Source organism: Marinobacterium maritimum, assembly GCF_039523155.1.
GTDB classification, from domain to species: Bacteria; Pseudomonadota; Gammaproteobacteria; order Pseudomonadales; family Balneatricaceae; genus Marinobacterium; species Marinobacterium maritimum.
Map to the genome: position 1 here is coordinate 113,219 of NZ_BAAAET010000003.1, position 23,352 is coordinate 136,570.

Annotated in this window: 23 protein-coding genes and 4 tRNA genes; 15 read left to right on the forward strand and 12 right to left on the reverse strand. The window is 60.5% G+C overall.

What is annotated here, in order from left to right; translation table 11 throughout:
* Positions 1-65 precede the first annotated feature (65 nt).
* On the reverse strand, positions 66-206 hold the full coding sequence (locus ABD013_RS11495; RefSeq protein WP_343806016.1) for a hypothetical protein: 141 nt from the start codon (positions 204-206) through the stop codon (positions 66-68).
* Positions 207-397: 191 nt separating this feature from the next.
* On the opposite strand from ABD013_RS11495, the gene ABD013_RS11500 reads away from it, so the two are divergent.
* Positions 398-592: a hypothetical protein gene (locus ABD013_RS11500; RefSeq protein ID WP_343806019.1), complete on the forward strand. Its 195-nt coding sequence runs from the start codon at positions 398-400 to the stop codon at positions 590-592.
* Positions 593-1,053: 461 nt separating this feature from the next.
* On the forward strand, positions 1,054-1,341 hold the full coding sequence (locus ABD013_RS11505) for a hypothetical protein (RefSeq protein WP_343806021.1): 288 nt from the start codon (positions 1,054-1,056) through the stop codon (positions 1,339-1,341).
* An 85-nt stretch (positions 1,342-1,426) separates the two neighbouring features.
* Here the strand turns inward: ABD013_RS11505 and ABD013_RS11510 are convergent, their stop codons facing one another.
* Positions 1,427-1,897 carry an FKBP-type peptidyl-prolyl cis-trans isomerase gene (locus ABD013_RS11510; protein ID WP_343806023.1) on the reverse strand — a complete coding sequence of 157 codons (471 nt, stop codon included), beginning with the start codon at positions 1,895-1,897 and terminating at the stop codon, positions 1,427-1,429.
* 10 nt (positions 1,898-1,907) lie between these two features.
* A complete protein-coding gene (pdxH, locus tag ABD013_RS11515) occupies positions 1,908-2,555 on the reverse strand; it encodes a pyridoxamine 5'-phosphate oxidase (protein ID WP_343806025.1) in 648 nt (215 codons plus the stop codon).
* Between the two features lie 220 nt (positions 2,556-2,775).
* On the opposite strand from pdxH, the gene ABD013_RS11520 reads away from it, so the two are divergent.
* Positions 2,776-3,510: a hypothetical protein gene (locus ABD013_RS11520; protein ID WP_343806027.1), complete on the forward strand. Its 735-nt coding sequence runs from the start codon at positions 2,776-2,778 to the stop codon at positions 3,508-3,510.
* A 43-nt stretch (positions 3,511-3,553) separates the two neighbouring features.
* Here ABD013_RS11520 and ABD013_RS11525 read toward each other — a convergent pair whose 3' ends face one another.
* On the reverse strand, positions 3,554-4,555 hold the full coding sequence (locus ABD013_RS11525) for a hypothetical protein (protein WP_343806029.1): 1,002 nt from the start codon (positions 4,553-4,555) through the stop codon (positions 3,554-3,556).
* 225 nt (positions 4,556-4,780) lie between these two features.
* Between ABD013_RS11525 and ABD013_RS11530 the strand changes: the two genes are divergently transcribed.
* From ABD013_RS11530 to zntB, 11 genes are all read left to right on the forward strand, one after another.
* The gene (locus tag ABD013_RS11530) at positions 4,781-6,052 is read left to right on the forward strand and encodes an efflux RND transporter periplasmic adaptor subunit (RefSeq protein ID WP_343806031.1); all 1,272 of its coding nucleotides are present in this window, start codon (positions 4,781-4,783) and stop codon (positions 6,050-6,052) included.
* A gap of 3 nt (positions 6,053-6,055) precedes the next feature.
* Positions 6,056-9,181: an efflux RND transporter permease subunit gene (locus ABD013_RS11535; protein WP_343806033.1), complete on the forward strand. Its 3,126-nt coding sequence runs from the start codon at positions 6,056-6,058 to the stop codon at positions 9,179-9,181.
* Position 9,182: 1 nt separating this feature from the next.
* The gene (locus ABD013_RS11540; RefSeq protein ID WP_343806035.1) at positions 9,183-10,559 is read left to right on the forward strand and encodes a class II fumarate hydratase; all 1,377 of its coding nucleotides are present in this window, start codon (positions 9,183-9,185) and stop codon (positions 10,557-10,559) included.
* Between the two features lie 75 nt (positions 10,560-10,634).
* Positions 10,635-11,831 (forward strand): succinyldiaminopimelate transaminase, encoded by a 1,197-nt coding sequence (gene dapC, locus ABD013_RS11545; RefSeq protein ID WP_343806037.1) that lies wholly within the window; start codon positions 10,635-10,637, stop codon positions 11,829-11,831.
* 10 nt (positions 11,832-11,841) lie between these two features.
* Positions 11,842-12,192 (forward strand): ArsC family reductase, encoded by a 351-nt coding sequence (locus tag ABD013_RS11550; RefSeq protein ID WP_343806039.1) that lies wholly within the window; start codon positions 11,842-11,844, stop codon positions 12,190-12,192.
* Between the two features lie 65 nt (positions 12,193-12,257).
* Entirely contained in the window at positions 12,258-13,289 is a 1,032-nt protein-coding gene (dapD, locus tag ABD013_RS11555) for a 2,3,4,5-tetrahydropyridine-2,6-dicarboxylate N-succinyltransferase (RefSeq protein ID WP_343806041.1), read from the forward strand.
* Positions 13,290-13,370: 81 nt separating this feature from the next.
* Positions 13,371-14,513, forward strand: coding sequence for a succinyl-diaminopimelate desuccinylase (gene dapE / locus ABD013_RS11560; protein ID WP_343806042.1), 1,143 nt, complete (start codon positions 13,371-13,373; stop codon positions 14,511-14,513).
* On the forward strand, positions 14,510-15,340 hold the full coding sequence (locus ABD013_RS11565) for a putative RNA methyltransferase (protein ID WP_343806044.1): 831 nt from the start codon (positions 14,510-14,512) through the stop codon (positions 15,338-15,340). The genes dapE and ABD013_RS11565 overlap by 4 nt, the downstream gene beginning before the upstream one ends.
* A gap of 14 nt (positions 15,341-15,354) precedes the next feature.
* Positions 15,355-15,651, forward strand: coding sequence for a hypothetical protein (locus ABD013_RS11570; RefSeq protein WP_343806046.1), 297 nt, complete (start codon positions 15,355-15,357; stop codon positions 15,649-15,651).
* On the forward strand, positions 15,620-16,009 hold the full coding sequence (locus ABD013_RS11575; RefSeq protein WP_343806048.1) for a hypothetical protein: 390 nt from the start codon (positions 15,620-15,622) through the stop codon (positions 16,007-16,009). Before ABD013_RS11570 ends, ABD013_RS11575 begins: the two co-directional genes overlap by 32 nt.
* A 25-nt stretch (positions 16,010-16,034) precedes the next feature.
* Positions 16,035-17,009 (forward strand): zinc transporter ZntB, encoded by a 975-nt coding sequence (gene zntB, locus ABD013_RS11580; RefSeq protein WP_343806050.1) that lies wholly within the window; start codon positions 16,035-16,037, stop codon positions 17,007-17,009.
* Here the strand turns inward: zntB and ABD013_RS11585 are convergent.
* Positions 16,983-17,891, reverse strand: coding sequence for a DMT family transporter (locus tag ABD013_RS11585; RefSeq protein ID WP_343806052.1), 909 nt, complete (start codon positions 17,889-17,891; stop codon positions 16,983-16,985). The genes zntB and ABD013_RS11585 overlap by 27 nt on opposite strands.
* A 58-nt stretch (positions 17,892-17,949) precedes the next feature.
* The gene (locus tag ABD013_RS11590) at positions 17,950-18,375 is read right to left on the reverse strand and encodes a hypothetical protein (protein ID WP_343806053.1); all 426 of its coding nucleotides are present in this window, start codon (positions 18,373-18,375) and stop codon (positions 17,950-17,952) included.
* A 92-nt stretch (positions 18,376-18,467) separates the two neighbouring features.
* Between ABD013_RS11590 and greB the strand changes: the two genes are divergently transcribed.
* Positions 18,468-18,965: a transcription elongation factor GreB gene (gene greB, locus ABD013_RS11595; RefSeq protein ID WP_343806055.1), complete on the forward strand. Its 498-nt coding sequence runs from the start codon at positions 18,468-18,470 to the stop codon at positions 18,963-18,965.
* Between the two features lie 94 nt (positions 18,966-19,059).
* Here greB and ABD013_RS11600 read toward each other — a convergent pair.
* The 6 genes from ABD013_RS11600 to ABD013_RS11625 form a co-directional block, all read right to left on the reverse strand.
* Positions 19,060-19,135: transfer RNA gene (locus ABD013_RS11600), tRNA-Lys, on the reverse strand.
* A 15-nt stretch (positions 19,136-19,150) separates the two neighbouring features.
* Positions 19,151-19,226 (reverse strand) — tRNA-Lys (locus tag ABD013_RS11605).
* A 44-nt stretch (positions 19,227-19,270) separates the two neighbouring features.
* Positions 19,271-19,346, reverse strand: a tRNA-Asn gene (locus tag ABD013_RS11610).
* A gap of 24 nt (positions 19,347-19,370) precedes the next feature.
* Positions 19,371-19,458 (reverse strand) — tRNA-Ser (locus tag ABD013_RS11615).
* Positions 19,459-19,540: 82 nt separating this feature from the next.
* A complete protein-coding gene (locus ABD013_RS11620; RefSeq protein WP_343806057.1) occupies positions 19,541-22,333 on the reverse strand; it encodes an EAL domain-containing protein in 2,793 nt (930 codons plus the stop codon).
* Positions 22,330-23,292 (reverse strand): ABC transporter substrate-binding protein, encoded by a 963-nt coding sequence (locus tag ABD013_RS11625; RefSeq protein ID WP_343806058.1) that lies wholly within the window; start codon positions 23,290-23,292, stop codon positions 22,330-22,332. The genes ABD013_RS11620 and ABD013_RS11625 overlap by 4 nt, the downstream gene beginning before the upstream one ends.
* Positions 23,293-23,352 lie beyond the last annotated feature (60 nt).

Below are 23,352 nucleotides of genomic sequence, written 5' to 3' on the forward strand. Positions count from 1 at the left end.
CGGAGGTCTTGAGTAATGCAACGGCTGCCGAGTCGGGGAAAAATCAGGCAACTCTAACGCGTGGTTTACCTGCCATGCTTGTGTGCGTCTTCATTCATCAGTTTACGCACTTTCACGAAGGCCCAGATCATGGCTGCTGCCATACCTGCAACACCCAGAAGGCTCGGCCACAGAGTCTCAAAGCTGTACGCATCAATACCAAACATCGCAATCACCTGCTTCACTATTTTCTAATGTTAGACTCAGATTACTCCTATAAGGCTTAGGGGTTATTGACTTGGCTCAAGCAAAATTGCTCACACTTTGAACAGCCACTTGAGCACTTTTCATCCACTTGCAAAAAGCGGTGACTTGCGCCATATCTGAACTATCGATGCCGATGATGAAGGAGCACCACATGTACAAAAGCAAACACTGGACGCCCGAACAGATCAGCAAAATGAATGAAGAAAGCTTCCTGGTGGAGATGCTCGACATGTTCCAGTACTCCCCCTCCAATGAAGACAACAGCTCAACTGAACAGATGCGCCAGAAGCTGGCCGTCATCGAAGACGCACTCAAGACACGCCTGGACGCCAAGCGCGGCAGCTGATCGCTCTCTCCTGATACGGGCGGCCCAACGGCTGCCTGTATCCCTGCCCTGTCTTTCCTGCTTCTTTTTGTTGCCCTGGCGGTTTCCACTCAGCAATATCAACAGTGTCCAACCATCTGACCCACCTGCCTTCTAATCTCATCTCGCGGTGACCGAGCGACTACTGATCGCCCGTGGCCTTCGCGCACCCTTTTTATTGTTTTGATGCGTAATAATTTGTTTTTGAGCAATCAAAAATAAATTATTGATATTAAAAAGCATATCCTGATAGCAAAACAATCTATCCAAAACCTCGCATTTATCCTTTCAAAAACAACGTGTTAGAAGTCAAAGGCAGAATAGATTCCGCCACCGCAATCATGGAATAAAAACCCTTTAAATTCATAGTGTTAGAATCAAAAGCCAATCTTAACCGCTTTGCGATATCTCATTTTTGGTTATATAATGATCAGAATAAATAAATGAGTATTCAGACAGGCATAACGAAGATGCAGGAAAAGGAAATCAAGTTGCTATTCAAGGCGGGAGTATTTGAATCCTGCCAGGCGATTCCGATCTCGATGTCGCGCGGCTGGACACTGAAATTCATCACCCGTGATCAGGAAGTGGTAACGCTGAACCTGCAACGCTCCAAGAGCGAGCGGGAGTTCAAAAGCCTGGATGGCGCATCAGCAGTAGCCAGGCGAATAGGGTTCGCCTGGTTGAATGTGCAGATCGGCGATCTGCAGTGGCGGGAAAAGGTTTCCTGAGCCCGACCGGATGGGCAGCACGGCTCAGACAGCCCACGGGCTCGCCAAGGCAGGCCCGGTATTGTTGACAGGGGTTGAGCAGAGGTTAGGTGGAGCTGCCTGACAGCTGCGCCAGCTCTTCGGGGGTTGCCGGACGCACTTCGATGACTTCGATGTCAAAGTCCAGTGCTTGACCGGCGAAAGGGTGGTTGGTATCGACCCGGACTTCCCGGTTATCAAGTGCCACGACCTGACCCAGCCGCAGCGCTCCCTGCTCATCTTCGATCTGACAAAACAGGCCCAACTTCAACCCTGATATCTCGGCGAAGGCTTCACGCTCCAGCAGCAGGATATTGGCTTCATCACGTTCACCGTAGCCCAGTTCAGGCGGCACTCGCTGCTGAAAGCATTCACCGGCACTCCGCCCTGCCAAAGCCTGTTCCAGCCCCGGTATGATCTGACGGTACCCGTGGATATAGGTTAACGGCTCGCCATCACGCGAGCCATCAAGCATTTCACCCTCGGCATTGCACAGGGCGTAGTGAAAGCAGACATGACTGTCTTGACCAATATGCATGAGTCGCCCCTTATGGCTGCAGACGTTCCAGCTGCCAGTCACCGTCCACCAGCGTGTAACGGAAACGGTCATGCAGGCGGTTTTCGCGCCCCTGCCAGAATTCGATCTGGTGAGGTATCAGGCGATAGCCGCCCCAGGTTTCGGGACAGGGAATCTCCTCGCCGGCATGCGCCTGATCGAGATCCTGCACGCGCTGCTCCAGTGTCACACGATGATCGATGGCCTGGCTCTGGTCCGAGGCGGCCGCGCTGAGCTGGCTGCCCCTGGGGCGCAGGTGGAAATAGGTTTCGCCGTCGCGATAGGGCAACTGCTCGACCCGGCCACGGATGCGCACCTGACGCTCCAGACCGCGCCAGTAGAACATCAGCTCCGCCTTGGGGTTCTGCGCCAGTTGCTGTCCCTTGTCACTGCGGAAATCGGTAAACCAGCAAAATCCCTCCGTATCGAAACGCTTGAGCAGCACGATACGCGCAGCCGGCCAGCCTTGGGCATCAGCGGTCGCCAGGGTCATGGAGGTGGCGTCGTCGGGATGAGCCTCCAGTGCGGCGTCCATCCAGCCGCGGAACTGGGCCAGCGGGTCGGCGAGCATATCGCGCCGGTGCAATCCTGCCGCCACATATTCACGACGCAGGGCACTGATATCAGAGGTATTGCTCATAGTTCTCTCCAGTCCGATTGACTCAGGCCGCTAAAGGGCCTCGAAAAACCGTCGCGAGCGACTCAGAGACAAGGCGCACGGCGCGCAGGAACCGCAGTGTATGGATATACATGAGGATTCCGAGCACCGCGCAACGCAGTCTCTGAGTTGCGCAGCAGGTTTTTAGAAATGCCCGCTACTATAAACCATCGTTGCTGCCTTATACTGCCCCGGATCATGCATGGAGCATTCTCGATTCAACCGACTCATGGAGCCCGACCCGATGGCCTGCGTTCGCCCCAGCCGTACACTTCTGGCGATCACCTTGACCACCCTGCTGCTCGGCGGCTGCGCCAGCAATGGCCAGCCTCGCCCCTTTCAGCTGAAGAACCTGGCCAAATCGGAGATCGACATGGTCGCCGACCTGCATGTCGAGGCCGTCAACAAACTGGCCCGCGAACTGACCATCAAGCTGTACAAGCGCAACCCGCGTGAACTTGCCAAAGTGCCCGGCATGACAGTCGAGCGCCGTCTGGAACTGCTGCTGGGAACACCCCGGCTGATTACCCATGCCGAGCTCAACAACCTCTATGCCGAGAAGGCGGTCCCTCTGGCCTTCGACCCGTCTTTCGGTGGCGACCGGGTATTTGCCTTGATGGTGGGAATCACCGGCATGCTGCACGCCTCGTACAGCTACCGCAACGAATTCTTCATGCTCAATGAGATGGACCAGCAGAAACTGTACAACTCGGCGCGTAATCTGGAAGCCGTGGCCTGGCGTCTGAACACCTACCGCCACCCCGATGGAAGCCCCTTTCTGCTCGCCAACGACCCGGCCAATCTCAGCTTTGAGCGCCTGCTCGGCAAACTGATCGCCCACCAGGACATGATGGCGCGGATCGTTTCCGACTCGACCAACCGCACCATCAACACAGTGGTGCACGGCATCGCTTCAACCACACTGCTGCCAATCTGACCCGACTGTCACCGGCCCTGGCCAGATCGGCACGGTACGCCTGTCAGCAGTCTCGCAATGGCTTGAGCACGCGGATATCAGCGATCTTGTGATTCTCATTGAGGAACAGGGTGACATCAGCCTGCTCAGGCATCTGCTCCAGCATGGCGCGGGTTAGCCGTTCATAGTGCTGGATGAAACGCTGAATCTCGCTCTCGTTCATGATGCGCAGATGATCTGTAGGTTGCTGGGTGTCATAGATATACTGCACCCGCTCGGCCAGCTTTTTCTCCTGCAGAGAGCGCCACTCATACACCGCATCCATACTCGGCACACACAGCATCAGCAACACATCCAGGCGAGAAAACAGCTGGTGATAGGGCCCCTTGAGCTGCTCGTTGACGTAACGCCGCCAGATGCCGTCCGGATCCTCCTCGCGCTCCAGCCGGTTGACCGGCTCAACCAGGGATGCATCCGGCTGCGGCTGACCACCGACACACCAGCCTTCAAACACGATCAGGTCGGCACCGCCGACCCACTCCTGCCACACGGAGTCGGGGCAGCGGTCGTCGATCGACTTGTCGAACACCGGAATCTTGGTGATTCTTTCGGGGTCGTCGGCACAGAGGCTGTCGAGAATTTCCATCCCCAGCTCCACGTCATGGGTGCCGGGTACGCCACGGGTCACGAACAACGGGTGGATCGCCTCCGCCATCGCCTCGCGATCGGCCCGGGTCTTGTAGAGGTCATCAATGGAGAAACCGACGACCCGCAGACCAAAGCCCTCGCCCAGAATGACTTCAAGCAGGTTGAACAGGGTCGACTTGCCGGCCCCCTGGGCACCATTGATCCCCAGTACCAGCGGTCCCTCCTGCTGGCGTTTTCGCGCCAGGATCCAGGCAGCCAGGGGCACGTAGATCGCCTCGAACATCTCCTTGAGACCGATATCCACTTTCAGTGACTCCAGGGTCGCGGCAAACGCCTGCTCGACCGCCTGGACAGCCTGCTGCCGCTCTTCTGCCGACAAACAGAGTTGATTGCGTGGCCAGCGGGTCAAAATACTCATGGTGGCTCCTGATGAATGCGAACTAGGGGCTGTGGATAAGCCGTCAGTCTATACCAGTTCACCCACGGGGGATAAGAATTGCACCTGTCCTGTGCTGACGACAGACCGGTTGTGGATACCATTAGCCTTTTCTCATACTATGGATCCAACCCCGGGTATACGGCGTAACAGTTGCAACGCCCCTCTTGCGCCGTCGACTTTCACTCCGTTGATCAAGGATCATCAATGCGTGATACCCCCCGTCGCTTGTCATTGCCAGGCCGCTGGCTGCCGCTGCTGATTCTGTTGGCAGCGGCACTGATCACCTTTGTGCTGATCAAGACCAAAGATCAGCCCGAGGCCCAGGAAGCCCAGATCAAACGCTGGAACGTCAACAGCCTCCGGCTTGAGCCGGTGACTGTGGCCCCCGAACTGGAGCTGTATGGCCAGTTCGAAATCCCGCAGCTGACTCAACTGAGCAGTGCGCTCAATGCCGACGTCCAGCAGATTTTCGTGCGCGAAGGAGACCGGGCCGAGCGCGGCAGCCTGTTGCTGCAGCTGGACCCGCGCGAAGCCGAGCTGCTGCTCCGCCAGCGAAAGGCCGAGTTGGCCGCTGTTGAAGCGCGCATCGCCGCCGAACACAACCGTCACCGCAACGATCTGCGCTCGCTCAAACTGGAACAGGAGGTGCAAGCCCTGAATGAGCAGCGGGTCAGCCGGGCGGCAAGCCTGCATGAACGCAAACTGCTCAGCCAGGAGCAGCTCGACAACTCCCACCTGACCACCCGCCAGCAGGCGTTGGCCATACGTGCGCGCCAGCAGTCGATCACCGACCACCCCAACCGCCTGGCGCAGCTGAATGCCGAACGGGATCGCGCTCAGGCGCTGGTCGACACGGCCGAGCTGGACCTGTCCCGCAGCCGCATCCAGGCACCGTTCAACGCCCGTATCGTCAGTATCGACAGCGCCGTCGGCAATCGCACTCGCCCCGGCGACCGCCTGCTGAGCGTGTATGACCTCGACCGGTTGCAGCTGCGTGCCCAGATCCCGGAACAGCTGCTGCCGACCCTGCGCAAGGCCGTGAACGGCCAGGCCGATACTGCGACCCGGCTATCGGCCCATGCCCTGATCAACGGCGAGCCGGTCAGCCTGACGCTTGACCGTCTGGCGGCACGGATCAATGCCGGTCAGGCCGGTGTCGATGCCCTGTTCAGTATCAACGACCAGAGCGCTCAGCCGGTACCCGGCCAAACACTGAACCTGAGGTTGCAACTGCCACAGCAGTCTGGCCTCTATGCACTGCCGGCATCGGCACTGTACGGCAGCGATCGGCTCTACCGACTGGTCGATGACAACCGCCTGCAGGCGGTACAGGTACAGGTTATCGGCCAGCAATATCCCGCAGGACAAGCGCCCCGACTGCTGGTCAGCGCAGCGGCACTCAAGCCGGGTGATCGCGTCATCACCACCCAGCTGCCCAATGCGATCGGCGGCCTGCCGGTACAGGTCGTGGAGTAGGTCATGCAGGGAACCATCGCGCTGTTTGCCGGCCACCGGGTTGCTGCCAACCTGTTGATGCTGCTGCTGATTCTGGCTGGCCTTTTCGGGCTGCGTAACCTCAACACCCAGTTCTTCCCCACCTTCGACCTCGATATCGTCACCGTCCAGGTGGTCTGGAGCGGCGCCACCGCCGAGGACGTGGAACGCTCCATCCTGCTGCCGGTGGAGCAGGAACTGCGCTCGGTCAACGGCATCGACACCCTCTATGCCAGTGCCAACCAGGGCATGGCCTCCTTCCGCGTCGAACTGGAGGAAGGCACCGATGTGGATTACGCCCTGACCGAGGTACGGCAGAAGGTCGATGCCATCCGAGCCGACCTGCCCAGTGACAGCGAAGAGCCGCTGGTGCAGAAGGTGATTCGCTACGAGGGCATCTCCGATGTCATCCTGACCTCGGACCGCGCCTCGCTCGAGGAGCTGCGCCCGCTGGCCTATCGACTGGAGCAGCAACTGCTGGAGCGCGGCGTACGCAAGATCGATTTCATCGGCCTGCCGAAGCAGGAAATCGCCATTCAGGTACCGCCACAGCAGCTGCAGCAGCTGGGCCTGACTCTGAACGACATCGTCGGCCGTATCCGCCAACAGAGCCTCGACCTGCCGGCCGGCACCGCGGCCCAGAGTGAAGGCGCACGCCAGATTCGCAGCCTCGGCCAGCAGCGGGATGCCGAGGGATTCCGCCAGCTGCCGCTGCTCACCGACAGCCAGGGGCGACTGGTACGCGTCGGCGATATCGCGGCCGTCGAACAGCGCCCCCGCGATGCCCAGGTGCTGCTGTCCTGGCAAAACCAGCCGGCAGTGCTGCTGCAGCTTAAACGTACCGAAGCCGATGACACCCTGGAAGCGGCGAAGATTCTCAACACCTGGCTGGCCGAAACCCGCTCCGAACTGCCCACCGGCACCCAGCTGGTTGCCTTCAACGAGAGTTGGCAGCTGATCAACGACCGTATCCGCCTGCTGATCAAGAACGGTATCAGCGGCCTGGTACTGGTGGTACTGATCCTGTTCCTGTTCCTCAACGCCCGCGTCGCCTTCTGGGTCAGCATCGGCATTCCGGTCTCGTTCATGACCGCCCTGGCGGTGCTCTGGGGGATCGGCGGCTCGATCAACATGCTCTCCCTGTTTGCCTTCATCATGGCACTGGGGATCATCGTCGACGACGCCATCGTCGTTGGTGAGGATACTTTGACCCATGTGCAGCGTGGCGAGCCCGGGCTACAGGCCGCCATTGGTGGCGCCAAACGGATGGCGGCCCCGGTCGTGGCCTCTTCACTGACCACCATCGCGGCGTTCCTGCCGTTGCTGCTGGTCGGCGGCATCATCGGCAACATTCTGGTCGATATTCCCACGGTGGTGATCTGCGTGATTCTGGCATCGCTGCTGGAGTGCCTGCTGATCCTGCCCGGCCACCTGAGCCACAGCCTGCGCAGCATTCACGATCTGCACCCGTCCAGCCTGCGCTTGCGTCTGGACCGGGGCTTCAACCACTTCCGCGACGCCCACTTCCGCCCCTTTGTCAGCCTGGCGCTGCACCATCGCGGCACCACCCTCGCCTGCGCTCTGGCCATGCTGATCATCAGCATCGGCCTGATCGCCGGCGGCCGTCTGCAGTTCACCTTTTTCCCCAGCGTCGAGACCGATACCCTGACCGCCAACGTCAAGTTTGTCGCCGGCACCGAAGATGTCACCGTGGACCGTTTCCTGGCCCACCTCGACCAGACCCTGGCCGAAGCCGACCGCGCTTTCGGTGGCGGACTGGTCAAGATCGCCCTGCGTGAATCCGGCATGGCCAACTTTCCGCGCAGCACGGCAACGCCCTTTAACGGCGAGGTGTACGGCTCGCTGTACGTGGAGCTGATCCCCGCTGACCACCGCGAAGTACGTAATCAGACGCTGCTTGATGACTGGCGAAATCGCATCCGGCTGCCGGCCGGAGTCGAAAAATTCAGCATTGACCTGGCCCAGGCCGGCCCACCGGGCAAGCCGATTGAAGTCAAACTGACCGGACCGGATATCCACACCCTGAAGCTGGCCTCGGTGGAGCTGCAAAACACGCTTAACCGCTACGCCGGCCTGTCCAACATCGATGACGACCTGCCCTGGGGCAGCTCCCAGCTGATCTACCGCCTGACGCCGGCCGCCGAAGCCGCCGGCCTGACGCTGGAGACCCTGGGACGCCAGCTGCGCGCAGCCTTTGATGGTCAGCTGGTGCAATCCTTTTATGAAGGGCGCGACGAGATCGAGGTACGCGCCATGCTGCCGGACGACCAGCGCGACCGACTGAGCACACTGAGTTCGCTGCCGATCGTGCTGCCTGATGGCCGGGTTACGCCGATCGGTAACGTGGTCGAGTTCAGCGCGCGTCCGGGTCTGGACAGCCTGCAGCGCATCGATGGACAGCTGGCGCTGAACGTATCCGCCGACCTGGACGAAGCGGTCGCCAACGCCGACCAGGTCATTGCCCGCCTGCAGGACGAAGCGCTGCCGGCCTTGACCAGCCGCTATGGCATTCATGCCAGCTTCGAGGGCAAGAACCGTGACCAGCGCGAGACGCTGGCCGACATGAAGGCCGGATTACTGCTGGCACTGGCGCTGATCTATATCATTCTGGCCTGGGTGTTCGGCGCCTGGAGCTGGCCGCTGGTGGTAATGATGGCGATCCCGCTGGGCCTGACCGGTGCCATCTTCGGCCACCTGCTGACCGGGCTGGACCTGACCGTGCTGTCCCTGTTCGGCCTGTTCGGTCTCTCCGGCATAGTGATCAACGACTCCATCGTACTGGTCACCTTCTACAAGCACCTCAGAGCCGGCGGCATGGCCGTGCAACAGGCGATCACCGAAGCGGCCTGCCAACGTCTGCGCGCCGTTCTGTTGACCTCGCTCACCACTATTGGTGGCCTGACCCCGATACTCTTTGAAACTTCATTGCAGGCACGCTTTCTAATACCCATGGCCACCTCGATTGTGTTCGGTCTGGCCTATGGCACCCTGCTGATTTTGGTTGTGGTTCCCGCCATGCTGAGCCTGGTTGAGGAATACAATCCACTGCGCTTCAGGCAGGCCCAAGCGTTTATCGATAAGGAGCAGTAAGATGACCCAGAACACCCGTACGGAACACGACAGCCTGGGCCCCGTTGAAGTCCCTGCTGACGCGCTCTACGGCGCCCAAACCCAGCGAGCAGTGGATAACTTTCAGATCAGCGAACTGCCGCTGCCCACGCACTTTCTCAAAACCCTGGCCCAGATCAAGGCCGCCTGCGCCCGTGCCAACGCCGAGCTGGGTCTGCTCGAGAAGGAAGAAGCCGAGGCGATCGTCGCGGCCGCTGATCGCATCATCGCCGGCGAGCATCTGGACCAGTTCCCGGTCGACGTCTTCCAGACCGGCTCCGGTACCAGCAGCAACATGAACATGAACGAGGTGCTGGCCTCTCTGGTCAAGCGTGACAGCGGCCTCGAACTGCACCCGAACGATCACATCAACATGAGCCAGAGCTCCAACGATGTGATCCCTACCTGCATCCATGTCAGCGCCCTGCTGCAGCTGGAAAACCAGGTCCTGCCGGCCTTGCGCCACCTGGTCGGCGTGCTGATGCGCAAGCGCTCCACGGTGATGCATATCGTCAAGACCGGACGCACCCACCTGATGGATGCCATGCCGATCCGCATGGACCAGGAGATCTCCGGCTGGCTGCAGCAGGTGCAGGATTGCATCGCCCGACTGGAAACCGTGCGTCCTCGCCTGGTGCAGGTCGCTCAGGGCGGCACCGCCGTCGGTACCGGCGTCAACGCCCCGCGCACCTTTGCTCGCCTGTTCTGCCGCCACCTGAGCGTGCGTACCGGCCTGACCCTGCAGCCAGCCGCCAATCATTTCAGCGCCCAGTCCTGTCAGGACACGGCGGTGGAACTGTCCGGCCAGCTGAAGACCTGCGCCACCATGCTGATCAAGATCGCCAATGACCTGCGCTGGATGAACTCTGGCCCACTGGCCGGCCTGGGTGAGATCGCCCTGCCGACACTGCAGCCGGGCTCGTCGATCATGCCGGGCAAGGTCAATCCGGTGATTTCCGAGGCGGTGATGATGGCCACGGCCCAGGTGTGCGGCAACGACACCAGCATCAGCCTCTGCGCCCAGCACGGCAATTTCCAGCTCAATACCATGCTGCCGCTGATCGGCTACAACCTGCTGCAGAGCGAGCAATTGGTGGCCAACTCGGCCATCGCCCTGGCCGACAAGGCGATCAATGGCTTTACCGTCAACAAGTCCCATATCGAGGCGACCCTGGCGCGCAACCCGGTGCTGGTGACTGCACTGAACCCGGTGCTCGGCTACGAACGCGCCGCGGCGCTGGCCAAGCAGGCCTATGCCGAATGTCGTCCCATCGTCGACGTAGTGGTGGAACAGACCGATCTGGAGCGCGAGGAGGTCGAGAGCCTGCTCAACCCACGACACCTCACTGGCGCCGAATAGGCGCCATCCGCTATACTTTCGCCCCTGAATGTGACCGAAAACCCTGCATTTTGCAGGGTCTGACAGGAAAAGCGCATGAACCTCGATCTCGACAGACTCCAGCCCTACCCGTTTGAAAAGCTGGCCGTACTCAAGGCCGGTGTCCAGCCGCCGACCAGCCTCGAGCATATCTCGCTCGGTATCGGCGAACCCAAGCACCCGGCACCTCCGTTCGTGCAGGAAGTGCTGGCGGACAACCTGGACTGCCTGTCGAACTACCCGACCACCAAGGGCATGCCCGAGCTGCGCCAGGCGATCGCCGGCTGGTGTGAACGCCGCTTTGAGCTGGTCAGCGGCAGTGTCGACCCAGAGCGCAACGTGCTGCCGGTCAACGGTACCCGCGAGGCGATCTTCGCCTTCACCCAGGCCGCGGTGGAACGCAAGGATGATGCCCTGGTGGTATCACCGAACCCCTTCTACCAGATCTACGAAGGCGCCGCCTACCTGGCCGGTGCCGAACCGCACTACCTGAACTGTCTGGCCGAGAACGGCTTTATTCCGGACTATGACGCCGTACCGGAGGAGATCTGGCAGCGCTGCCAGCTGCTGTTCGTCTGCTCCCCGGGCAACCCGACCGGTGCCGTGCACAGCATCGACACGCTGAAGAAACTGATCGCGCTGGCCGACGAACATGATTTCATCATCTGCTCCGACGAATGCTACTCCGAGCTGTACCCGGACGAGGACAACAAGCCGGCCGGCCTGCTGCAGGCCTGTGCCGAGCTGGGCCGCCATGACTTCGCCCGCTGCATCGTGTTCCACAGCCTGTCCAAGCGCTCCAACCTGCCGGGCCTGCGCTCCGGCTTCATCGCCGGCGACGCCAGCCTGCTGGAGCCTTTCCTGCTGTACCGCACCTATCACGGCTGCTCGATGCCGATCCAGCACCAGCTGGCGTCCATCGCCGCCTGGAATGACGAAGCACACGTACTGGAAAACCGCAGCCAGTACCGCCACAAGTTCGAAGCCGTACTGCGCGTGCTGCAGCCGGTGATGGAGGTGAAGCAGTCCGATGCCAGCTTCTACCTCTGGGCCAAAACCCCGATCGCCGATGACGAGTTTGCCAAGGGTCTGTTCGAGCAGCAGAACCTGACCGTGCTGCCGGGCCGCTACCTGTCCCGCGAAGTGGACGGCGTGCTGCCGGGTGCTGGCTATGTGCGTATGGCGCTGGTGGCCACCGTATCCGAATGCGTCGAGGCGGCCGAACGCATTCGCCGCTATATTGAATCGCTGTAAGGGACCCGACGTGACCACCATCTACGGAATCAGCAACTGCGACACCGTGCGCAAGGCGCGTAAATGGCTGGAAGCCGAAGCGATCGCATTCGACTTCCATGACTTTCGCAAACAGGGCCTGAGCGCTGAACAGGTCGCGCGCTGGTGCGCAGCAGCCGGGCTGGACAAGGTCCTGAACAAGCGCGGCACCACCTGGCGCCAGCTGCCGGACGAGGTCAAGGCGACCACCGACGAAGCGGCACTGCAGGCTCTGCTGGTGGAACAGCCAACGCTGATCAAGCGTCCGGTACTGGAACTGGACGACGGCCGCATCGAGATCGGTTTCAAGGCCGATCAGTATGCCGCCCTTTTTGTGCGCTAAGTGCCAGCGGGACAAGCAACGAATCTTTTGAACCTTTTCTGAATTTGAGAACAACGGAGTAAACAATGGCGAATTTCGCACTGGGTCTGGGTGTAGGTACCAAATCTTCTGCCGGCGACTGGCTGGAGGTGTACTACAACGCCCCTCTGCTGAATGCTGACGACGCCCTGGTCGCAGCCGTGGCCGATAAAGTGGGCTATGAAGGTGGCAACCAGACCATCGAGCTGAACGCCAGCCAGCTGAAGTCACTGGAAGCGGCCTTCCTGTCCGTGGGCGCTGAAGATCAGGCTGAAGTGGTCGAGATTCTGGAAGGCACCCAGCAGCCGCTGGTACTGTGCATCCTGGAAACCGACGCGGCACCGCAGACCACCGCCGAGGTGTACCTGAAGCTGTCCCTGCTGTCGCACCGTCTGGTCAAGCCGCACGGCATCAACCTGAGCGGCATGTTCCCGCTGCTGCCGAACGTGGCCTGGACCAATGAAGGTGCCGTGGCACTGGAAGACCTGCCCCGCCGCCAGCTGTCCGCTCGCGCCCAGGGCCGCGTGCTGGATGTTCAGTCCGTGGACAAGTTCCCGAAAATGGCCAACTACGCGGTACCGGCCGGCATCCGTATCGGTGACGCTTCTCGCATCCGTCTGGGTGCGCACGTGGGCGAAGGCACCACTGTGATGCACGAAGGCTTCATCAACTTCAACGCCGGTACCCTGGGCGTGAGCATGGTCGAAGGCCGCATCTCGGCCGGTGTCGTTGTCGGCAACGGTTCCGACATCGGCGGTGGCGCCTCCACCATGGGCACCCTGTCCGGCGGCAACAACGTGGTGATCTCCGTCGGCGAGAACTGCCTGCTGGGCGCCAACGCCGGTCTGGGTCTGCCGCTGGGCGACCGCTGCACCATCGAAGCGGGTCTGTACGTCACCGGCGGTTCCAAGGTGACCCTGCTGGACGACCAGAACAACGAAGTGGGCGTGGTCAAGGCAGGCGAGCTGGCCGGCAAGCCGGACCTGCTGTTCCGCCGCAACTCCCAGAACGGTCGCATCGAGGTGAAAACCAACAAAAGCGCGATCGAACTGAACGCCGAGCTGCACAAGCACAACTAAGCGCTCGCCACAGGCTCTTCATTACCCCGCACGCCTGACCGGCCTGCGGGGTTTTATCCGTTTGTAACGCAGGACATCCGCATGACACAGCTTTCGCCGACACTTGAACTGGCCAGGGACCTGATCAGCCGCCCCTCGGTCACCCCCGAAGACGCCGGCTGCCAGGAACTGATGATCAGCCGCCTTGAGGCACTGGGCTTCAAGATCGAACGCCTGCCGTTCGAAGAAGTGACCAACTTCTGGGCTCGCCGTGGCGACAGCGGCCCGGTGTTCTGCTTTGCCGGTCATACCGATGTCGTACCCAGCGGCCCCGAAGAGAAATGGCAGCACCCGCCCTTCGAACCCGTACTGGAAGAAGGCTATCTCTGCGGCCGCGGCGCCGCCGATATGAAGGGCAGCCTGGCCGCCTTCGTCACCGCCGTCGAGCGTTTCGTCGAGCACCACCCGGATCACAAGGGCTCCATCGCCCTGCTGATCACCAGCGACGAGGAAGGCCCCTTCGTCAACGGTACCACCCGCGTAATCGATCATCTGGAAGCCCGCAACGAGAAGATCGACTGGTGCATCGTCGGCGAGCCGTCCAGTACCGAGAAGGTGGGCGACATCATCAAGAACGGCCGTCGCGGCTCCCTCAGCGGCACGCTGAAAGTGCGCGGCATCCAGGGTCACGTGGCCTACCCGCACCTGGTACGCAACCCGATCCATGAAGCGGCACCGGCACTGGCCGAGCTGGCTGCTACTGTTTGGGACGAGGGCAACGACTTCTTCCCGCCGACCAGCTTCCAGATCTCCAACATCAACGCCGGCACCGGCGCCACCAACGTGGTACCGGGTGAAGTCGACGTGGCGTTCAACTTCCGCTTCTCCACCGAGGTCACCGCCGACGAGCTGAAAGTGCGTGTACGCGACATCCTCGACAAGCATGGCCTGGAGTGGGATATCGACTGGATCCTGTCCGGCAATCCTTTCCTGACCGCCGCCGGCGATCTGGTCGATGCCAGCCGCCAGGCGATCAAGACCATCATGGGCTACGACACCGAGCTGTCCACTTCCGGAGGCACCTCTGACGGCCGTTTCATCGCGCCGACCGGTGCGCAGGTCGTCGAACTGGGGCCGGTCAACGCGACCATCCACAAGATCAACGAGCGCGTACGCGCCAGTGATCTGGATGACCTCTCGGCGCTGTACGAAAACATCCTGGCGCGGCTGCTGGTAGACGCATGAGCATCCCGCAACTGACCTGCCCGGTCTGCCACTTGCCACTGCAGGCTGTGGATAACAGCCTTCGCTGCGACAACGGCCACAGCTTCGACCGGGCCCGCCAGGGCTACTGGAACCTGCTGCTGGCCCAGAAAAAGCGCAGCAAGGCACCGGGCGACAACGCCGAGATGGTACAGGCGCGTCAGCGCTTTCTGCAGGCAGGGTACTATGCCCCCCTGTGCGAGGCGATCAGCGAACTGCTGCAGGCTCAGCTGCCCTCGGCAGCAACGGCCAGCCTGCTCGACCTTGGCTGTGGCGAAGGCTGGTATACCGACCGCCTGCAGCGCCAGCTGGGCTGCACCATGAGCGGGCTGGATATCTCCAAGGAGGCGGTCAAGACCGCCTGCCGGCGCAACAAGGCGATCACCTGGCTGGTGGCCACGGGTGCCGACATTCCTCTGGCCGAAGCTTCAATCGATGCCGCCACTCTGATCTTCAGCCGCCTGATGCCCGAACCCACCGCCCGGGTGCTCAAGCCCGGCGGGCTGCTGCTGGTAGTCACCCCCGGCCCCGGTCATCTGCTGGCGCTGCGCAAGCTGATCTACAGCGAAGTACGCGCCACGTCCGGCTTTGATCCGGCGAGCCAGCTGGCCGTGCAGTTCGAGCCGGTTATGGAGCAGACGCTGGGATTCGACTTCACCCTCGACAGTTCAGATGCCATTCAGGACCTGCTGGCGATGACCCCACACGGACAACGCCTAAACGCCGAGGCGCGTGCGCGCATTGCCGCCTGTAACCAGCTTGAAGAACAGGCCGACTTCCGCCTGGCCCTGTTCCGCAAGCGCCACTGAGACTGCAGGGTCCCATGCGCAACAGCCAACTCAAGGCCTGGCTACGTCAGCGTGCGCAGGACCCCAAGGGCAACCTGCGCCTGCTGATGAGCGGCGCCTTCCTGTTTTTTTCCGGCCTCGGCAGCATCATGCTGGCGCAACACGGCCTGCCGCCGGGGCTGAAAGCGGAACTTCTCGCGCTGGCCGGCTTGATCCTGATGATAGCCGGCAGCATACTCGCCCTGCTGGGCTACCTGAGCCTGAGCCTTTTACGAATCTGGCACCTTCTGGACGATGACGATGAGCAACGAGACCCGCCACCCCGACATTGAGATCTATATCAAAAGCCGCTCGCTGGACCAGATTATCGCCTGGCTGCAGACCCGCTGTGACAGCCTCAAGCCCCAGCACAGCAGTGGCACTACACACGCGCTCAATGCCGTGATGGACGGCGTGAAAGTCCCCGTACTGATTAACGAAAAAGCGGTCGGCAAGGCCTGGGTCAGCGTCTGGTTCCGCTCCGATGCGACGCCATGGGTACGTGACCTGGACTGCGCTGAAGAAGCCGCCAAAGCCCTGGACACCCAGGTACGCTGCATCGTGTCCGGCTGGCAGGATGGTGACGACCCCGACGAATGGTGGCGCATCGAAAACGGCAATACCGAAAAGATCAGCTGGCGTACCGAATAAGGCGAACGACTCAAGGAGAGCCGCCATGACCATCGAACTGACCCCACTCCACGCGCTGTTACTCGATGGTCAAGGCGGTGCCCGCCCCCTGACCGCCACCGAAGTCGATGCCTGGTGCCCCGAACAGGGCACCCTCTGGCTGCACCTGGACTATACCGACACAGGCAACCGTCACTGGCTTGAACAGCACAGCGGCCTGCCGGAGCTGGCGGTGGACGCCCTGCTGGCGGAAAATACTCGCCCCCGCGCCGCCGTACTGGGCGACCAGCTACTGCTGGCCCTGCGCGGCGTTAACACCAACCCGGGCGCCGATCCCGAGGATATGGTTTCCATCCGCCTTTGCATCAGTGAACAGCGCATCATCTCTACCCGCAAGCGCCGCCTGATGTCGATCAGCCGCCTGCTGGAAGATCTGCAAAGGGGCGAAGGCCCCTGCAACAGCGCCGAACTGATCGTGCAGCTCAACGACCGTCTGGTCGAGCGCATGGGCACCACGGTGGAAAACCTGGATGATCAGCTGTCCGATCTGGAGCTGGACCTGCTGGCCACCCCCAGCAGCGAGATGCGTCATGCGGTGCGCAACCTGCGCCGCCAGAGCATCAGCTTGCGTCGCTACTATGCGCCCCAGCGCGACGCCTTCAACCAGCTGCAGAGCGAACGCCTGCCCTGGTTGACCACCGACACCAAACTGGCACTGCGCGAGATCAGTGACCGGCTGCTGCGTCACATCGAAGATCTGGACATGCTGCGCGAGCGCTCGGCCATGGCGCAGGAGGAACTGGCAAGCATTCAGGGCGAGCAGCTCAACCAGCGCATGTACGTGCTGTCGATCATCTCGGCCATCTTCCTGCCACTGGGCTTCCTCACCGGGCTGCTCGGGATCAACGTGGGCGGCATTCCCGGTGCCGACAACGACAACGCCTTCCTCATGTTCCTCGGCAGCCTGAGCCTGATGGTCGCCGGACTGTTCTGGCTATTCCGCCGCTGGCGCTGGCTCTGAGCGTGCGGCTCGCTGCTGCCAGACGACAGCCGTAATGATCAATCCCAGCCCCACAAAGGTGGCCGGGGCGATCGGCTCATGCAGCAGGAAATGGATGAAGACCAGCGACAGGAAAGGCGACAGGAAGATCAGGTTGGAGATGCGGCTGACATGGGTCGCCGCACGCATCGCCCCAAGCCAGAGCATGAAGGTTAGCCCCATCTCGAACACCCCCACATAGGCCGCCCCCAGCAGCCCCTGCCAGGCCGGCAATTGCAATTCCCCCTGCCAGGCCATCAGTACCCAAACCAGCGGCGTACCACAGAGAAAACAGAGCAACAGGCTAACCGCCGGACTGCCATCGGCACGGGTATTCAGAATCCAGTACAGCGCCCATATCAATGTGCTGAACAACGCCAGCGCCACGCCCGGCAGGCTGTCGAACTCCAGCGCCAGCAGGTCGCCGCGGGTGGCGATCACCAGCGCGCCGCCATATCCCAGTAGCATCGCCAGCAGATCAGCACGCTGCAGTTTCTGTTTCAGCAGCGGCACCGCCAGCAGCGCCAGCGTCAGCGCCCAGGTGTAGTTCAACGCCTGCGCCTGCTGCGCCGGCAACAGGTCATAGGCACGAAACAGCACCAGGTAGTAAAACGCGGGATTCAATACCCCCAGCGCCAGATAGAACAGGGGGCGCCTGCGCCATTGGCTCGCCAACTCGGCCCAGCCTTGCTGCCAGCTGACCCCCAGCGCCAGCACGGCAGTGGAAAACAGCCCGGCCCAGCCCAGCAATTGCAGCGGACTCATCTGCTGTAGCGACAGTTTGAAGGCGGTAGCAACGGTGGACCAGAGCAGCACGGCCGACAGGCCCAGCACAACGGCTCTGGATTGCGATTTATCTGACATGGGTCCTCACGGGGGCAAACGCAAAAAACGCCTAGGAGAGCATATTTGAGGCCTTCTGTCAGGCCTCGACGCTGATACTCTGGCGCGCAGTCTCTATCTGGCCTGCAAGGTTGCTGGCGGCATAGAGCGCCACCTGTTCGAAGCGGTCAGATGCCAGCGCCTGGGCACGTGGCATTCGCGACTGCACATCGAGGCGACTGACCATGAAGGCGTAGTCGCCAGGAATGGGGTCATTGATCGAGTGGTTCAGCCGGTCGACCACTTTGGGCGTATGCAACTGAACCGGGTCGGGATAGCTTGCAGCCGCATCAGGCAGGGCAAATCCTTCGCCCGCTGCCTGCGGCGCCTGTGGCCGGTAGATCTCCTGATTGGACGCGATCAGGCTGAGCAGAAACGCGAACTGCGCCCCGTTGGGCGATTGCACCGCCTGCGGCAGCGAGGCCGTATAGGTCTCGATTCGTGTTTGTATGCTGTCAGTCTGCATCTTACCTCCATTGGAGCTGGTATTATCGGCAACCGACTGTAATCCTTTATATTTTTCTTCGATTCTTTGCTTGAGCAGAAGGCAGGTAGATCATGGGACGCTGGCGACCACCACAACCGAAAAGCTCACCCTATATCACTCAGGAGGGCTACGAGCGGCTTAACGAGGAGCTGAAATACCTGTGGAAGGTAAAACGCCCCGAAGTGACTCAAGCGGTCAAGGAAGCTGCGGCTCAGGGCGATCGCTCGGAGAACGCCGAGTACATTTACGGCAAGAAACAGCTGCGCGAGATCGACCGCCGCGTGCGCTATCTGTCCAAGCGACTGGAACATATCAAGGTAGTAGACCGAGCGCCTGACGATACCAGCCGGGTGTTCTTTGGCGCCTGGGTCACGCTGGCGGACGAAGAAGACAACAAACGCCGCTACCGCATCGTCGGCGCCGACGAGATCGAACCGTCCAAGGGCTATATCAGTATAGACGCGCCGCTGGCACGGCAGTTGCTGAAAAAACAGGTCGGCGATGAGGTCTGGCTCCCGCGCAGCGACGCGGACGAACTCTGGCTGGAGATCATTGCAATCGAATACTGAGCGACAGACGTGCGAAAACCCGGCAGGGAAGCCGAAGCACTACAAGCAAGACATTCAGAATAAAGGGATATAAGCAGGAAAGAAAAACCGGAAGTGGTGGGTCGTATAGGATTCGAACCTATGACCAATTGGTTAAAAGCCAACTGCTCTACCAACTGAGCTAACGACCCTCCGGTTGCGAAGAGTGGTGGGTCGTATAGGATTCGAACCTATGACCAATTGGTTAAAAGCCAACTGCTCTACCAACTGAGCTAACGACCCGCTCTTTGCAGCGACCATGCCAGACAGGCAAGGTCTTCATGATTTGGCTCCTCGAGCTGGACTCGAACCAGCGACCAATAGATTAACAGTCTACTGCTCTACCAACTGAGCTATCGAGGAACTGTCCAAATCATCATCCTTTAATGGCGGAGGGGCAGGGATTCGAACCCTGGGAGCCTCTCGACTCGTCGGTTTTCAAGACCGGTGCTTTCGACCACTCAGCCACCCCTCCAAAGGATGGGCGCAGATTTTATAGCGTTCAGATTTTCTGTCAACACCCTTTGCCAAAAAAATTACATAATTTGCTGAAATGGTTAAATTTTTACCTGTTGTACACCCAGTTCGGACAGGGGACGCGGTGCCGAAAACAGGTAGCCCTGCAGCTCGTCACAGCCGCGCTCACGCAGGAAATCCGCCTGCGCCCGGGTTTCCACGCCCTCGGCGACGACCTGCAGCCCCAGTGAATGAGCCAGCACAATGATGGTTTCCACTATCACCCGGTCATCGGCATCGGTTTCGATATCACGCACAAATGAACGGTCGATCTTGAGATAATCGATCGGCAGCCGCTTGAGATACTCCAGCGAAGAATAACCGGTGCCGAAATCATCGATCGCCACCTCGACCCCCAGCGCCTGCACCTCTTCCAGTTGAGCGACCGTGGTCTGGAAATCTTCTACCAGCGCACTTTCCGTGACCTCGATACAGAGCTGCTCCGGCAGCAGGTCGTACTGCTCGATAATCGCTTTCAGAGTCTCCGCCCAGTTACCGGTCTGGAACTGGCGCGGCGACAGGTTGATACTGACCTGTTTGCCTTGCAGCACCTCCTCGGACAGATCCTGGGCCACCTGATGCAGCAGCCAGTCGGTCATCAGCCCCAGCGCGTCGGTGCTTTCAGCCACAGGAATGAACTCGGTGGGCGACACCGCCCCCAGCTCCTCGCTGTGCCAGCGCAACAGCGCCTCATAGCCGGTAATCCTCTGGCTATCCGGACGTACCCGCGGCTGGTACACAAGGCTCAGTTCCTGCCTTTCCAGCGCCTGATTCAGGCCTGTTTTGATCTTCATCTGCCGCTGGTTTCGCGCGTTGATCTGCGGGTCAAAGAAAGCATAGCGACCTCTCCCCTGTTCCTTGGCGAAATACATGGCGGCGTCGGCATGGCCCAGCAGGGTATCTCGGTCCATGCCATCACGCGGATAGCTGACCATGCCGATGCTGCAGCCGATCTGCATTTTCTGCCCATCAATCACGAAGGGAGTGCGCAGCTGCTCGATCAGCTTATTCGCCACCGTCACCAGGTCAGTGTCCTCGGTAATCAGCGGCAGCAGTACGGTAAATTCGTCGCCGCCAAGACGGAACGCCCGGTCGGTCTCCCGCAGGCAGCCGCGCAGGCGCTGGGCCACCTGGCACAGCAGCTTATCACCAGCGGCATGACCAAAGCTGTCATTGACCTCCTTGAACAGGTCCAGGTCGATGAACAGCAGGCCAAACGGCTCCCCATAGCGCTCGCCGCGACCCAGCGCATCGGTCACCATGCGCATGAACTCGGTACGGTTATAGAGACCGGTCAGGGTATCGTGGTAGGCCAGCAGGTGCAGATCCCGCTCCGACTTTTTCTCCTCGGTGATATCCTGGAAAATACCGAAATAACCGTCCAGTTCACCACGTCTGTTAACGATGGTACTGATCGACAGACGAACCGGGTAACACTGTTTATCGGCCCGCTGGTTGACCAGCTCCCCGCTCCACTTGCCCTGCTTGTTGATCGCCTGCCACATGCGACTGTAAAAGCTGTCATCCTGCTGGCCTGATTTCTGCAGCGAGGGTGGCTGGCCAAGCAGCTGATCGCGGCTGTAGCCGGTCATATCCAGCAGCGATTGATTAACATCGACGATTCGGTTGTCGGCATCAGTGATCATGATCCCTTCGGTCGTGTGTTCGAAGATCCGTTGCGCAATACGGGCCAGGTTCTCGTTGCGCTCCTGCTCGGTGACATCGGTGGCCACGGTACAGATGGCATAGAGTTCGCCCTCCTCGTTGACCAGCGGAAACTTGACCATGAACCAGTTGTGCATCTCGCCCCGCACCGGGAAGCTGATGTGAAACTGTCGCGCCTCCCGACTGCGCAGTACCGCCTGGTCATGGGCGGCAATTTTGCTGGCATAGGGCTCGGGCAGGACATCAAACACGGTGGTGCCGGCTTCATCCGGTTCCCCCAGCACCTCGACGAAGCGCTCGTTGACCAGACGGTATTGCCCCTGAGGGTTCTTGATGTAGACCATGGAAGGAATAAAGCGGAGAATATTCTCCATCTGTCGGTTGGCCCGCACCAGCTGGGAGCGGTTCTGCTCCAGTCGATCTGCCATCTGATCCAGGATCTGGCCGATCAGGCTAAGCTCATCCTTGCCGGTCAGCTGCGTACGACAACTGAGATCATCGGCGGCCAACCCCTGCACCGTCGCGGTGATACGCCCCAGACGCCGGTTGACCGCACGCTCAACCAGCAACCAGGCCAGTGCCGCCAACAGTGCAACCGCAATCCCGACCCACAGGAAGAGTGTATCCAGACGGTAGTTGACCTGACTCAGCACCCGGTCGACATCGACCTCCACGATGACCAGTCCCCGGCGCTCACGGAAGCCGTTTTCGGGGTCGGGGTAGAGATATGACGCCGCACCGTAGATGGTGTTTTCCCCTGCCTGCTGACGGTGATAGACCGGTTTCCAGCCCTCTCGTACCTGCTTAATCAACTCCTGCTCATGGTGAATTGGCACGCTGTTGAGCAATTCACCCACATAGGACAACTGGCTGGCGGCCACTACCTTGCCACTGGCATCGACCAGCAACAGGTTTTTCACTTCGTTGTGTGCACTGGTGGCTGCCACTTCCCGTCGCACCCCTTCCAGATCCCCTTTACTGAGCAGATATTCCGTGGTGCCCTGCAGGCGATTCAGCGTTGATCGGAGGTCTGATTCCAGATTCTGATACAACAACTCCCCCACAAAGGGCTTAATCACGGCAAAGGACAGCACCAGCACCAACAGTGCAAACATCAAAATGGTAGCGGGTACGACACGGCGCAAGGGTATGGAGGTCATCAGATTCATGCGTCGGGATACCGGCTGTAGATCAGCCCCTCCAGGTCAGGTACAACATCGATCAACTGGTGATGATACATGGTATCTGCCAGCTTCTCCGCCTGCTGCTGCAAAGGCCGGGCTGTCGGCTCCATCAGCGCGCGACTGCGTTGCCAGCCGGGCAGCTCCAGATCCTGTTGACTCTGCAGCACTTCGTTCGGGGTCAGCCTCAGCCGCCTGGCCATCAGTTGCGCGCTAAACTTCGGTTGTGACCTGATCAGATCCAGGCTCTGCTGCCAGCCCCTGATCAAATGCTGTATCTGGTCATGATGACTTTGCAGCAGTGATTCACGCACCACCAGCACATCCACAATCTCGCCCGGAATCTGACTCGAATCAAAGATCTGTACCGCCCCGGCTTCCAGCAATTGTTGGCGTACGGGGTCAAAAGTAACAATAGCCTCAACATCCCCGCTCAAGAACGCCTCCCGGTGCTCGTTGACCTCCATCCGTACCACCTCCACATCCTCATGCGACATCTGGTGCAGGCTGAGCGCACGCGACAACATGTAGGCCCCCAGTGCGGTCGCTTCCACACCGACCCGGCGCCCACGCAGATCAGCAACCGACTCAATCCCGGAGCGCGCCAGGATCACATCGGCGCCATTGGAGATATCAGCCACCTGTACGATGACCGGTTTCAACCCCACGGCCCTGAGGCTAACCACCTCATCCAGAGTCAGTGCCGCGGCATCGATCGCCCCGTTGCGAAAGGCCCGCATCACCTCACTGGCGGACAGCAGCTCGACCAGAACCACCTTGTCAGCGGTCAGCAGGTTGCGTTCACGCGCCAGATAAAGTGGTTCATAGCCGGGCCAGAGATTGGTCCCCAGTTTCAAGGGCGGGGTCGGCGCAGACAGGCAACCGGCCAGCACAACCAGCAGCGGCAGGAGACCGCAAAAGCGCAACCAGCTAGACAGCGTATTCAAGGCATACTCTCTTGACGTTCAATGACGACATTTTATCTCATAACAGGGTTATCGCACCGC